A 13,594-nucleotide genomic window follows, 5' to 3' on the forward strand; every position below is an offset into this window, starting at 1 on the left:
CAGGCAGAAAGCTTGAAGGGTCGCGAGCTAAAGCTCCCTCCCACAAGAGGTACTCTCAGGCTGGCAGTGTATTGTGGGAAATGGGATGGATCCGTCCCTCTGTGCCAAGATGAAGAAGTACTTCATCTAACGTGCGCAGAACACTGACGGCATCTTGAAAGAGGATCCATCCATGAACAACGTTAGCATTGTGGGTATTGATCTTGCCAAGCATGTTTTTCAACTTCATGCCGTTGATGACAGTGGCCATAAAGTGTTTAGCAAAAAGATCAAACGTGATCAGTTGAGAACAGTGATGGCGAACCTTCCGCCCTGCATCGTGGCCATGGAAGCGTGTGGCTCCGCTCACTATTGGGCTCGTGAGATCAGCCAGCTTGGTCACGATGCACAACTGCTCCCTCCACAAGCCGTAAAACCGTTTATTCAGGGGCATAAAAATGATGCACGCGATGCCGCCGGTATCGCCGAAGCGGCTGCACGCCCGGCGACACGGCGCGTGACAGTGAAAACCCAGGAACAGCAGTCGCTACAAGCACTGCACCGGGTACGCAGCCGCCTTGTGCGTGCTCGGACGGCGGTCGGCAACGAGCTGCGCGGACTGTTAAATGAGGTTGGCATTATTGTGGCTCAAGGCCACCGGGTTATCCGACAAGGGGATATACGCCAATGGCTAGACGAGCGTCACGATCAGTTGGGAGCCACGTTATGCAACGTGATCCATGACCTCTTAGATGAGTGGCTAGCACTCGACACGCGCATCGCCGAGTACGACAAACGACTAGAGGCGTATGTTCAGGCCTCTCCCTGCACGAAGCAGCTGATGAGCGCTCCTGGCATTGGCCCTGTCAATGCCACCTTGCTCGTCAGTCATATGGGGGATCCCAAGCGTTTCCCTAATGGACGGCAATTTAGCGCTTCTATTGGTTTAGTGCCACGGCAGTACTCAAGTGGCGGTAAGAACGTCTTAAAAAGCATCACCAAACGTGGCAACAGCGAGGTGCGGCGCCAACTCGTTCATGGTGCCAGGGCGGCTTTGAGGCAGTTTCAACGTCAAGAACACCCCGACCGACTGGCTCAATGGGTCATACGGCTGGCGGCACGGGTAGGTCAGCGAAAGGCGATTGTGGCCCTCGCGAATAAAATGGCGCGAATTTGCTGGTCGATACTCGCTCATCAACGCTCTTATCAAGCCTAGAAAAGTGAGGCAGTTGCCTCTACGAGGTACTTAGAAAAAGTCATATTATCGTTTGAAGTAAGCACACCCGAGGTTGCGTGAGTAAGACATTTGATGGCACACAGGTAAGACCGACTCTCTGTCACTCTGTGAAGCTGTTAGGCCCCTTGAGAGGCCGCGTGGGAGATTAAGAGCAGAGAGTGCGCATTCCATCAGGGCCAGGTAGTCGCGCTACCATCAAAGGCCGGATATAAGCGTGCAGTCCTCATCCGTGTGCATCTCGTGGCTTGCTTGCTCAACGGGACGGATCCATATAAGGCCGCTTCAGCGGGCGAACAGGGGAGCAGGCAGAAAGCTTGAAGGGTCGCGAGCTAAAGCTCCCTCCCACAAGGGCACTCTCAGGCTCCCACAAGGGCACTCTCAGGCTGGAAGCATATTGTGGGAGGCCGCTTCCCACAAGGGGCGCTCTCAGGCTGGAAGCATATTGTGGGAGGCCGCTTTAGCGGGCGAACGGGGGAGCAGGCAGAAAGCTTGAAGGGTCGCGAGCTAAAGCTCTCTCCCACAAGGGGCGCTCTCCGGCTGGAAGCATATTGTGGGAGGCCGCTTCAGCGGGCGAACGGGGGAGCAGGCAGAAAGCTTGAAGGGTCGTGAGCTAAAGCTACCTCCCACGAGAGGTACTCTCAAGCTGGAAGCATGTTGTGGGAGGCCGCTTTAGCGGGCGAAGAGGGGGTAGGCAGAAAGCTTGAAGGGGAGCGAGCTAAAGCTCCCTCCCACAAGGGGCGCTCTCAGGCTGGAAGCATATTGTGGGAGGCCGCTTCAGCGGGCGAAGAGGGGGTAGGCAGAAAGCTTGAAGGGTCGCGAGCTAAAGCTACCTCCCACAAGGGGCGCCAGCAGGCTGGAAGCATGTTGTGGGAGGCCGCTTTAGCGGGCGAAGAGGGGGTAGGCAGAAAGCTTGAAGGGGCGCGAGCTAAAGCTCCCTCCCACAGGTCAACTTTCAGCTTGGCAGCAATAACTCTATATCGAATGACGAAGAGTCATTAACATAACGCTCGCTAAGTCGTCGTTAATGAGCCGTTCAGGAGCAGCCCCATGACCGTTGCAACGCTAGGTGCCCAGCGCTTCAAAGTGCTGATGGCGGGCGTTTTTAGCCAAATATTATGTGTTGGCATCGCGCGCTTTGCCTATACCCCATTGCTACCGGTGATGCAGCAGCAGACCTGGATGGGAGACGCCGATGGCGGCTGGCTGGCCGCGGTTAACTACGCGGGCTATATGCTGGGGGCAGTGCTGGCCGCCTCTATTCGCAGTATTTATATTAAAGACACGCTATTTCGCTGTGGTTTAATCCTGGCGGTAATCACGACGGCGGGTATGGCGCTTACCGATCACTTCTGGGTTTGGGCAGGGTTGCGCTTTCTGGCGGGTCTTTCAAGCAGCGCTGCAATGCTATTAGCGTCAGGGCTGATTCTTCACTGGTTAATCCAACATCGCCAGCGCGGCGAGCTGGGAATTCATTTTGCCGGTTTGGGGCTAGGCATGATTGTCGCGGCGGTGGCTGTTGAGATGATGCTCCAGTTTTCCTTTAGCTGGCAGACCCAATGGTGGGGCTTTAGCCTGCTGGGTGCCGTGCTGCTGGTGCCTGCCTGGCGCTGGCTGCCGCGGCCGGAAAGGCCGCTAGCGGGGGCTCACGTGGCAAGTAGCCGAACCGCTATGCCGCCAACACGAACTTTTATGCGCTGGATGCTCGCCGCCTACTTCTGCGCCGGTTACGGCTATGTCATCAGCGCTACCTTCTTAGTTGCCATCGTTGAGCGTGAGCCGTTGCTGGCAGGGATGGGCAACTGGACGTTCGCCTTGGCCGGTTTAGCCGCCGCCCCTGCCGTCATGCTATGGGATTTAGTCGCCCGTCGAGTGGGTTATTTAATGGCACTGATGATCGCTATGAGCATTCAAGTTATTGGTATTGTGCTCCCAGCCATTACCGCGAATGCAGCGGTGGTGCTGCTAAGCGCCGTACTCTATGGCGGCACCTTCCTTGGCTGTGTCAGCTTAGTGCTGACAATGGCGGGCAGGCTCTATCCCGCCAGCCCTGCTCGATTAATGGGGCAGATGACGCTGGCATACGGCGCCGCCCAGATATGCGCCCCGGCGTTAACCGGTATGTTAGCTGAAGCCTCTGGCCATTATGGCGTTGGACTATGGCTGGCGGGCGGTTTTGTTACGCTTGGCGTCGTGCTGCTGGCCTGTTTGCGCCGGGTAGATCAAACCGCCCAGCGCTTGGATGCCGCAGCCAAAGCCTCGGTGTACGCCTAGGGGCCGGGGCCTGGTGGGCTTTGCCCGCAAAATCCTCTAGGATAGGCGGCTTTTTTAGACAGGATAACTGCGCAAATGACCACTTCAGGGCAACCTCGTACCCAGTGGCTAGGCCGCTGGGGATTTATGTTGGCAGCCACCGGTTCTGCGGTAGGGCTGGGCAATATCTGGAAATTCCCCTATATGACGGGGGAGTACGGCGGCGGTGCCTTCGTGCTGGTTTATCTGCTGTGTATCCTGGCTGTGGGTGTACCGGTCATGATGGCCGAAATCGCTTTTGGGCGGCGTGGCCGCGGTAGTCCAATTGATGCCGTACGCCGGGTAGTGAACGAGTCTGGGCGTTCATCGGCGTGGTCGCTGTTTGGTTGGATGTCGATGCTGTGCGGCTTTATGATCCTATCATTTTATGTCGTGGTGGCGGGCTGGTCGTTCTCGTATCTCTGGAAAATGCTCACCGGCGGTTTGAGCGGCGGCACCGTTGAGGAACTGGCGGCCGTGTTTGGCGCTAATAATGCCAACCCCTGGAATCTAGGTTTCTGGAGCACGCTGGTAACGCTGGCGACCATGGTCATTGTTGGTAAAGGCGTGCAGGAGGGGATTGAGAAAAACGTCCGCTGGATGATGCCCGGCCTGGTGATCATGCTGCTGGTACTGATTGTGTTTGGCGCATTCTCCGGCGGCTTTAGCGATGCCTTTGCGTTTCTGTTCTCGTTTAACACCGGCAGTCTATCCAGCGAGGGGATGCTGGCGGCGTTGGGACATGCGTTCTTTACGCTTTCGTTGGCTGCTGGCGCGATCATGACCTACGGCAGTTATCTGCCCAAAGACACCTCGATTGCCCGTACAACGCTCGGCGTTGCCTTGGCGGATACGGTGGTTGCGCTGATGGCGGGGCTGGCCATTTTCCCGGTTATTTTTGCCAATGGCATGGATCCTGGAGAGGGCCCGGGGCTGATCTTTATGAGCCTGCCCATTGCGTTTCAAGCGATGCCGCTAGGTACACTGTTTGGCATTCTTTTCTTTATCATGCTCTCTATGGCCGCGCTCACCTCGTCGATATCCATGGTCGAAGCGACGATATCGTGGCTATGCGATAGCAAAGGCTTCTCGCGGCGTTCGGCGGCGTGGAGCACGGGCATTGTGCTGTGGTTAATCAGCACGGCGGCGATGCTCTCGTTTAATGTCGGCGCCGACTGGACGCTGGCGGGTAAGACGTTCTTTGACTGGCTAGACTACCTGACGTCACGCTGGCTGATGCCGCTAGGGGGCCTGGGCACGGTCGTGATGGCGGGCTTTGTGCTCAACATCAATATCATGCGCGATGAGCTTGGCCTTAACCCGCGCCTTTATGCGCTATGGCTGCTGATGGCTCGCTATGTCAGCCCGCTCGGTATTCTGGTGATTTTTGCCAACGTGCTAGGGCTTTATAGCGTGACGTTTTCAGTGCACTGGCCGTGGCTCTTGGCGATTCTGGTCGCCATGGTGGTGCTGGGCGAAACGTTAAGCCCGCGGCTGCGCCAAGCGCTGAAAGCAGCGTAATACGCTACGGCACTTGCCCCGACAACAAACGCTGCTGCTGAGCTTTTACCTCATCGCTGCGCAGCGGCGTTTGGCAGGTCGTAAACACCTCTGTTAAGAACCGCTTGCGTGAGCCTTTGTAGGTGCCGCTCAGTAGCGTCGCCTGGGTAAGTGCATTAAGCAGTGCTTTACGTGACTCACCCGTAAGTTGCGCATAGTCCTGTAGCGCGGCTGGCCAATCAACGTCTATCGCCTGTGGTTTATCAGGCAGGCTATTCAGCAGGCGAGCCAACAGCAGCACCAGGTTGGGGTGGGGGTGTTGGTTGCGCATAATAAGCTCGCCAACGCCCTGGGCCACTAGGCGGCGGGTGTGTTCATCGCTGTTCGTTAGCGTTTCCATTAAGTGCTTAACCAGGGCGGGGCCACGGGCCTGTAAATAAGCTTCTTGAATAATGCGTGCGGCAATCCAGGCGTTCCATACAGCGTATAGCGGCCCGGTTAAAACGGGTAGAAAACCGCGCAGCGTCAGTCGTCCCAATAGCCGACGCAGCAGTAAACGCAGTAGAAAGCTGCTTAAGCTGATTTTTAAGCGATAAAGCAGCGCTTTAAGCGTGAGCTTCCAACCATGCAGGTAGGCGTGGGGATCGACGCCATAAATAAGGCTACCCGGGCTGGGATACTCCAACGCCGACCGGGAAACACCGTGAACAGTCAGCTGAATATCGGGCTCCAACGTTTCCGTTTGCCCATAACGTAGACCTGCCAAGCGGGTAATATTCGCTACGCCGCGCAGCGCGTTCCAGTATAAAAAGCCGATCTCCAGTGCGGTTACAACGCCTGCTACGGCCAGATAGCCAGCCCAGTAGGGAAGTTGCTCCCTTAAATTCATGTTCTCCCAGTGGCCGGTGGCAAATTCCCGCATCCACCATTCGGCGCTGCCAATCAGGGTGCCGGAAATCAGGCCCGCGAGCGCTGCCCAGGCGATGATCCAGCGCCGTGCTCGCTTCAAGGCATGTGGGTCGGGAGAATCAAGTGGCGGGTGGCGGCGTAAATAGCGCTGTACATAGCGGCTAGCCCAACGCTGCGCTAAGCCAGGGGCTGGGGCGTACTCTTTATCTGGCCGAGTCAGAGACATGAAAAAAGCGCTTCCTGCGTTGGCGTCCGTTAAATCCGATAAACGCTAGGGTAACGGTTACGTACGCGAACTACACGCATCGATAGCGCCTGGGTGAGTGCCCACTTTCATTAGTTCGTCCCAGCGTGTGGTAAAGCGATTAGAGCGATGGGCGCAGCGTAACTGCCAGGCGGCTGGTGCATTCGTCATGCCAAAGCTGATTGTGCCTTGCCCCATGCGCTGGTTGATCTGATCAATGGTGGCCATCAAAAACGGGTGGCGATCGCGGGCAGGTTGATGCAGTAACGACATTTGGTACTGTTCGGCATCTACTAAATCCAGCAGCATTACGCCGGCCTTCATAAATTGGTAGCGGGGGCGATGAATCCGCTCAAGACCTTGGCGGACGGCATCAAGGATCACCCGGGTATCGTCGCTTGGTGAGGGCAGGGCGATCAGCTCCTGCGGGAAGTATTGCAACTGATCGCGACGATGACGGTTAGTGTTGAGAAATACCATCACCGCACGGGCTAAACTGCGCTGCTCGCGAAGTTTTTCAGCGCTGCGCTGCGCGTGACGGCGCAGCGCGTTATGCACCTCTGCAAACACACCGGTCGGTTGTCCGAAAGAGCGGGAGGTCATAATGCGCTCTCGGGGTTTATCTAGCGCGTTCATCGTCAAACAGGGTACGCCGCGTAGCTCAAGCGCCGTACGCGCTAGTACCACCGAGAAGCGCTTGCGGAGCTGTTTTTCATTGCTTTCGCGCAAGTCCCAGGCGGTATTAACACCGCCAATGGCCAAACGCTCGGCAAGCCGGTGGCCGACGCCCCATACACTGCCCACCGGCGTCCGTTTGAGCAACGCCTCCGTAGTGTGATCCTGCCCATTAAGCAAGCAAACGCCTTGGTAGTGAGGGGCTTGCTTGGCAAGGTGATTGGCCAGTTTGGCGAGCGTATGGGTGGGGGCCAGCCCAATACAGACCGGTAACCCCAAATAGCGGCGGATACGCTGGCGTAATTCCCGCCCCAGCCCCTCACACTGCTCTGTGGTTAACCCTTCCAGATAGACGAACATCTCATCTATCGAGTAGGGCGCAACCTCTGGACAGGCATCGCGTAGCAGTTGAGTCAGCCGCCCCGACATATCGCCGTAGAGCTCATAGTTAGACGACAGAAGATGGATCTCGCCGCGCCGGCGCAGCCCTTCAAGCTTGAAGGCGGGTGTGCCCATGGGGATATCCAGCGCTTTCAACTCCGCTGAGCGGGCGATCACGCAGCCGTCGTTGTTTGACATCACTCCCACAGGTCTACCTTCCAGCTTGGGCTGAAAAACCCGCTCGCAGCTGACATAGAAGTTGTTGGCATCGACGAGACCGATCATCGCCACCTCTCAATCAACGTAAGTAGCTTGTTCAACGTAAGTACTCATGCACCACCGCGCGCACCACGCCCCAAAGCTGGCAGTCGCTGCTTTCAAGGGGCAGCGGCGGGTAGTTTGGGTGGCTCGAACAGAGGTGCGGTGTGCCGCGGTAAAGCGCGTAGCGTTTAACCAACGCCTCGCCCTCCAGCATAGCGACCAAAATATGCCCCAGGCGCGGCTCGATACTGCGGTCAACAATCAGCAGGTCGCCTTCAAAAATTCCCCAGCCCTCCATGCTGTCGCCGGTGGCGGTGACATAAAACGTCGCGGTGGGGTTTTTAACCAGGCGTGTATTGAGATCCAGCGTGCATGGCTCGTAATCCTGAGCAGGCGAAGGAAAGCCGCTAAAACCAGCGCGGCCCATAAAGGTTAAATAAGGCAACGGCTGAGAGCTTAACGGCAAGGCTGGCGTAAAGTGAGCTGACTGGCCCGGCATCGTCGGCATCCTGATTCTTGGGGTATTGTATAAATATACAGTATTTTGCAGGGCGAAGGAAAATGCAAGGGTCGCGAGCTAAAGCTATCTCCCACAAGGGGCGCTATCAGGCTGGCAGTTTATTGTAGGAGGCCGCTTCAGCGGGCGAACAGGGTATTCGGCCGGAAGCTTGAAGGGTTGCGAGCTAAAGCTATCTCCCACAAGGGGCGCTATCAGGCCGGCAGTTTATTGTGGGAGGCCGCTTCAGCGGGCGAATAGGGGTGTTTGGCTGGAAGCTTGAAGGGTCGCGAGCTAAAGCTCCTTCCCACAAAGGGGGTTATCAGGCTGGAAGCTCGGATGGCTGCGAGTTAGAGCTATCTCCCAGTGATTAGGTTACTGGACTTTAGGCAGCATGGCTTTTTAGCAAAGGCCAAGCACCTTGCTTTGATGCATCCAAAATAACAATTTCAGCAATTGTGCCGTCTTCTGCATAGCTGATATGCGTATGCCAATCTTGAGAAACCTCTTTCGTGATCGGCTTCTCGGATAAATGGAGTACCAAAATATCATCGGCCTCATCATAGGTCGTTCTCATGACATTTCCTCCCATTCAAAATGGTGCATCACTGTTTTTACAATTAGCTGATCTTCTAATACTACTGCAGCACAGACAAGATTGTCGGAGCGGTGGGCGAACGCTTTAGCGATCCATAGCCTGGCTTGATCTTTATAGCGGGTTTCACCCGTTTCTAGCAGCTCACATAGCTGTGCTTCATCAATCTCCCTTTGCTGCATACGTTCCCGCGCGTGGCGTGTAACGTGCACATTGCGCTTAAAACGATTGGAATACATTACAACCGCGCCCTGGGCTAGATGTCATGGATACACTTTTTTGTACATCAATAGTTTTATTGAAGAAGCAAAGCATTTAACAGATGAGAATAGCATATAGCCACAGAGCTGAATGTATGTTGTGGGAGGCCGCTTCAGCGGGCGAACGGGGGAGCAAGAAGCTTGAAGGGTCGCGAGCTAAAGCTACCTCCTACAAGGGGGCTATTAGGCTGGGAGCATATTGTGGGAGGCCGCTTCAGCGGGCGAACGGGGGAGCAAGAAGCTTGGAGGGTCGCGAGCTAAAGCTGCCTCCTGCAAGGGGGCTATCAGGCTGGAAGCATGTTGTGGGAGGCCGCTTTAGCGGGCGAACGGGGGAGCAAGAAGCTTGAAGGGTCGCGAGCTAAAGCTGCCTCCTACAAGGGGGCTATCAGGCTGGAAGCATATTGCGGGAGGCCGCTTTAGCGGGCGAACGGGGGAGCAGGAAGCTTGAAGGGTCGCGAGCTAAAGCTGCCTCCTACAAGGGGGCTATTAGGCTGGGAGCATATTGTGGGAGGCCGCTTTAGCGGGCGAACTGGGGGGCTGGAAGTTTAAGTGTTCGCGAACTAAAGCTGCTTCTTATAGAGCATTGAGAAGGTTGAAAGCTTTAGTTTTAGCGAGTTAAAGTTAGGATTTAAGGTTGCTGCCGAGCATGATCATCGTTTGGGGCTTTAAGAAAATGCAGAATAGCCGTGCGCTGAGGCGTGGTAGGTATTCCATAGAGGGTGGTCACTACTTGATCACCGTTGCTACCCGAAAACGCTATCCTTACTTTCTCTCGTTTGAGCATGCCTGTTCTGCTTCCAAAAGTTTCTATCAACCCCGCGTCACACTCGTTGCAAACACGCTTTCCTATGTTGTAATGCCTGACCATATACATTGGCTATTGCAGCTTAATGGCGAGCTCTCGGAAGCTGTACGTCGTTATAAAAGCTATGTCTCCTTAGACGTTGGAGAGCGTATTTGGCAGGATGGCTTTCATGATCGAATGATTCGTAAAGAGGAAGATATAAAAGCTGTTGCCCGCTACATAGTTGGTAACCCTTTAAGAGCAGGACTTGTCGCCAATATTAACCACTACAGCTTTTGGAATGCAGCTTGGCTTTAGATTCCATTTGAACTGGAAGCTCGGATGGTCGCGAGCTAAAGCTCCCTCCCACAAGGGACGCTATCAGGCTGGCAGTTTATTGTGGGAGGGCGCTTCAGCGCGCGAAGGGTGCCACAGGCACCCCTCAGTCGGATGAGACTGGCAGCCAGAACAGTCGCGAGCTAAAGCTCCCTCCCACAAGAGCCACGCTATCAGGCTGGCAGTTTATTGTGGGAGGGCGCTTTAGCGCGCGAAGGGTGCCACAGGCACCTCTTAGTCGAATGAGGTTGGCAGCCAGAACAGTCGCGAGCTAAAGCTCCCTCCCACAAGGGCCACTGGCACCCCTCAGTCGGATGAGGCTGGCAGCCAGAACAGTCGCGAGCTAAAGCTCCCTCCCACAAGAGCCACAGGCACCCCTCAGTCGGATGAGGCTGGCAGCCAGAACAGTCGCGAGCTAAAGCTCCCTCCCACAAGGGCCACTGGCACCCCTCAGTCGGATGAGACTGGCAGCCAGAACAGTCGCGAGCTAAAGCTCCCTCCCACAAGAGCCACAGGCATCCCTCAGTCGGATGAGGCTGGCAGTCTGAACAGTCGCGAGCTAAAGCTCCCTCCCACAGCTGCCTTCCTTATATGCAGTGACCAAATTGGAAATAGGAATGATATGCTTAAGGCATCTTAAAAGGAGGTTACGGCATGCACGTCTTCGCTAAATCCTGGCGCTTAACCACTGGGCTTTCGGCTCTGTTGCTCTCAGGCACGGTAAGTGCCTCGTCCGAGCAGCTTGAAGCGGATCTCCGCCAACGCATGGCAGGCGAAAACGATAGACTCACCTTTAGCCGTATTTACGAAGACGAAGCGACGCAGCGCTATATTGCTGAAGAAGTGGCGATCACACATACCAATGGTGATGCGATTACCATCGAGCGCTACAGCGTCGAAGGAGACTATGAACGCCCCGACCAAGTGGTGATGGATGGCATCGCGTTCAGGGAAGCAGCACAATCAGCGCCACTTCTCAGCATCGCGACACTAGTACTCCCCGAACCATCCCGGGCAGTATTCTCCAACGAAGACGTGGATCAGGCAGTGGAAAATGTCGCTTTCAAGGCCATAACCGCTCGCGATATCACGCTCCGGCTAGATGGGGGTGTAACCGAGAGTGTTTTGGACGACATGAACACGACTTACCCGGAAGGCCAAATCCACATCAGTGGGTTTACCCTGGAAGGATTGAGTCGCAACGCCCTGCAGCTTCTAGAAATAGAGGACGTCAGCGCCGAACTCACAGACCTGGAGAGTGGCATCACCTCTGAACTCGCGCTGGCGAATCTCCGTATTGAACAGCTGGTCGGGTTAGACCGCACCGGGGAAGAAAGCGTTGAGCACGCCGAGCTGAACGGCTTCAGCCTGATTGGCGACAACTGGCAGGCTGTGCTTGAGCGACTCTGGGTAAACGGCAGTAGCTATAGCGGCGACGCGGGCTTTGAGGGGGCTTATTTCGATGTCGCCGAACTGATTCACCTTGTGCCCCTTGAAGACCGCCAAGCATTTCAGAGCCTGAGCAATGTCCTTACCGGGGGCACCGGAGAACTGAGAGCCGATGGATATAGCCACTCCCGCTGGGAAGAAGCAGGCAAGGAGAACCGGCTGATATCCGAAGGCGCCTTGACCTTGACTGGCGCCGCCGGGCTGGAGTTCACCATGAACCTTCCCATCACACTGCCTGCTGGCACCACTATCGAGCAGGCCACACGCAACCCCGCGCTTTTGGAGTCGGCAACCCTGAATGGCGGCGACCTCGTTGTTACTTACTCCGATGAAGGAATGCTGCCGCGTTTAGCGACCGAAATAGCCGCCCAGCAGGGGGGCAACGAAGAGCGGGTGATCTCCCAAACCCTGGCTCAGGCTCAGCAGCTTGGTCAGTTATTCGGCCCGCAGGTCACCAAACTGATGACGGCAATGGTCGATATCATGGCCGGTTATTCCCAGCAGCTCACTGTTAATGTAGGGCTACCCAACCCCTTTACCCTTAATCAGCTCATAATGAACCCGATGGGGAGCGCAGAGCAGCTAAGGTTTACCTTTGAGTTAAAGTAGCCCCGTAAGACGCTTGGTTGTCCATTCGGTCAGCATTTTATGCCCCAGGCAACATGAAGCACGTTCATGTACGACCTGACGCGGATGCGATGAAAGTCGCGTCAGGCTGCGTTATGATAGCGCCCTCGCTTCTCCCATGATGACCCTTTCTCGTTACGAGGTTCCCGCCGATGTTCAGCCGCGATATGACAATTGCCGGATTCGATGATGTGCTGTTTGATGCCATGCAGAAAGAAGTGGAGCGCCAAGAGGCCCACATCGAACTGATCGCTTCCGAAAACTACGCCAGCCCCCGCGTACTCGAAGCTCAGGGCAGCCAGCTGACCAATAAATACGCTGAGGGCTACCCCGGTAAGCGCTACTACGGCGGCTGTGAGTTCGTCGATATCGCTGAAAACCTGGCCATTGATTACGCCAAAGAGCTGTTCGGCGCCACCTACGTAAACGTTCAACCCCACTCCGGCTCGCAAGCCAACAGCGCGGTGTTCCAAGCGCTGGTTAAGCCAGGCGACACCATTTTAGGCATGAGCCTGGATGCAGGCGGCCACCTGACCCACGGTGCCAAGCCTAATTTTTCCGGCAAGCACTACAACGCCATTCAGTACGGTCTGGATGAGCATGGGTTAATTGATTACGCTCAAGTGGCCCAGCTTGCTCGCGAGCACAAACCCAAAATGATCATCGCCGGTTTCTCAGCCTATTCACAAATTGTCGATTGGGCCAAGTTCCGTGAAATCGCCGACGAAGTAGGTGCTTACTTACTGGTTGATATGGCCCACGTCTCTGGTCTGGTAGCGGCGGGCGTTTACCCCAGCCCCTTACCCCATGCCCATGTGGTCACCTCCACTACCCACAAAACCCTACGCGGCCCCCGCAGTGGCGTGATTCTCTCAGCGGAAAACGACGCTGATATCGAGAAGAAGCTGCAGTCAGCGGTTTTCCCCGGCGGTCAGGGCGGCCCCTTGATGCACGTAATCGCGGCGAAAGCGATCTGCTTCAAAGAAGCGATGGAGCCCGAGTTCAAAACCTACCAGCAGCAGGTAGTCAAGAACGCCCAGGCAATGGCCAAGGTGTTTATCGATCGCGGTTACGACATCGTCTCCGGCGGCACCGAAGACCACCTCTTCCTGCTTTCGCTGATCAAGCAAGGCGTAACCGGCAAAGATGCCGACGCTGCTTTGGGTCGTGCCCACATCACCGTGAACAAGAACGCCGTTCCTAACGACCCGCAAAGCCCGTTTGTCACCTCTGGGCTGCGTATTGGCACCCCGGCAGTGACCACGCGCGGTTTCGGTGAACAAGAGTGTAGTACCTTGGCAGGCTGGATCTGCGACATTCTGGACGTACTGGCCAAGGGCGAAGACACCAGCGCCATCGAAGCCCAGGTGCTGGATAAAGTAGCCGAGGTGTGTGCACGGCTTCCGGTTTACAAGTAAGCAGCCATAACCAGTCTCCTTGGCGAAGGATAGCCACAAAGAACGGGCGGCCCAATAGGGTCGCCCGTTCGTTATTAGGCTAAAACTAAAAGTTGCTCCAGTGCTTGGGGAAAGAACTTCAGCTCGCGATTTCCGCCTATCCTTCCGCGGCAGG

General features: G+C 55.9%; 11 protein-coding genes. 6 read left to right on the forward strand and 5 right to left on the reverse strand.

The window, feature by feature from the left end; genetic code table 11:
- The first annotated feature begins 172 nt into the window (after positions 1-172).
- The 3 genes from KF947_RS18585 to KF947_RS18595 all read left to right on the forward strand — a co-directional run bounded on the left by KF947_RS18585 (position 173) and on the right by KF947_RS18595 (position 5,026).
- Positions 173-1,195 (forward strand): IS110 family transposase, encoded by a 1,023-nt coding sequence (locus tag KF947_RS18585; RefSeq protein WP_227404756.1) that lies wholly within the window; start codon positions 173-175, stop codon positions 1,193-1,195.
- 1,068 nt (positions 1,196-2,263) lie between these two features.
- Positions 2,264-3,487 (forward strand): YbfB/YjiJ family MFS transporter, encoded by a 1,224-nt coding sequence (locus KF947_RS18590; RefSeq protein ID WP_223289064.1) that lies wholly within the window; start codon positions 2,264-2,266, stop codon positions 3,485-3,487.
- 75 nt (positions 3,488-3,562) lie between these two features.
- Positions 3,563-5,026: a sodium-dependent transporter gene (locus tag KF947_RS18595; RefSeq protein WP_227404757.1), complete on the forward strand. Its 1,464-nt coding sequence runs from the start codon at positions 3,563-3,565 to the stop codon at positions 5,024-5,026.
- 4 nt (positions 5,027-5,030) lie between these two features.
- Here the strand turns inward: KF947_RS18595 and KF947_RS18600 are convergent, their stop codons facing one another.
- From KF947_RS18600 to KF947_RS18620, 5 genes are all read right to left on the reverse strand, one after another.
- Positions 5,031-6,140 carry an LBF_2804 family protein gene (locus KF947_RS18600; protein ID WP_227404758.1) on the reverse strand — a complete coding sequence of 370 codons (1,110 nt, stop codon included), beginning with the start codon at positions 6,138-6,140 and terminating at the stop codon, positions 5,031-5,033.
- A gap of 57 nt (positions 6,141-6,197) precedes the next feature.
- Positions 6,198-7,499, reverse strand: coding sequence for a Y-family DNA polymerase (locus tag KF947_RS18605; RefSeq protein WP_227404759.1), 1,302 nt, complete (start codon positions 7,497-7,499; stop codon positions 6,198-6,200).
- A gap of 31 nt (positions 7,500-7,530) precedes the next feature.
- Positions 7,531-7,974: a LexA family protein gene (locus tag KF947_RS18610; RefSeq protein ID WP_133733739.1), complete on the reverse strand. Its 444-nt coding sequence runs from the start codon at positions 7,972-7,974 to the stop codon at positions 7,531-7,533.
- Positions 7,975-8,356: 382 nt separating this feature from the next.
- Positions 8,357-8,548, reverse strand: a complete 192-nt coding sequence (locus KF947_RS18615) for a DUF2283 domain-containing protein (RefSeq protein ID WP_227404760.1) — start codon at positions 8,546-8,548, stop codon at positions 8,357-8,359.
- The gene (locus KF947_RS18620; RefSeq protein WP_227404761.1) at positions 8,545-8,805 is read right to left on the reverse strand and encodes a DUF4258 domain-containing protein; all 261 of its coding nucleotides are present in this window, start codon (positions 8,803-8,805) and stop codon (positions 8,545-8,547) included. Before KF947_RS18620 ends, KF947_RS18615 begins: the two co-directional genes overlap by 4 nt.
- Positions 8,806-9,472: 667 nt before the next feature.
- On the opposite strand from KF947_RS18620, the gene KF947_RS18625 reads away from it, so the two are divergent.
- From KF947_RS18625 to glyA, 3 genes are all read left to right on the forward strand, one after another.
- Positions 9,473-9,928, forward strand: coding sequence for an REP-associated tyrosine transposase (locus KF947_RS18625; RefSeq protein ID WP_227404762.1), 456 nt, complete (start codon positions 9,473-9,475; stop codon positions 9,926-9,928).
- Positions 9,929-10,600: 672 nt separating this feature from the next.
- Positions 10,601-12,004 carry a hypothetical protein gene (locus tag KF947_RS18630; RefSeq protein ID WP_227404763.1) on the forward strand — a complete coding sequence of 468 codons (1,404 nt, stop codon included), beginning with the start codon at positions 10,601-10,603 and terminating at the stop codon, positions 12,002-12,004.
- A gap of 170 nt (positions 12,005-12,174) precedes the next feature.
- Positions 12,175-13,440, forward strand: coding sequence for a serine hydroxymethyltransferase (gene glyA, locus KF947_RS18635; protein ID WP_227404764.1), 1,266 nt, complete (start codon positions 12,175-12,177; stop codon positions 13,438-13,440).
- Positions 13,441-13,594 lie beyond the last annotated feature (154 nt).

It is taken from the genome of Halomonas sp. FeN2 (assembly GCF_020595105.1).
Classification (GTDB): Bacteria; Pseudomonadota; Gammaproteobacteria; order Pseudomonadales; family Halomonadaceae; genus Vreelandella; species Vreelandella neptunia.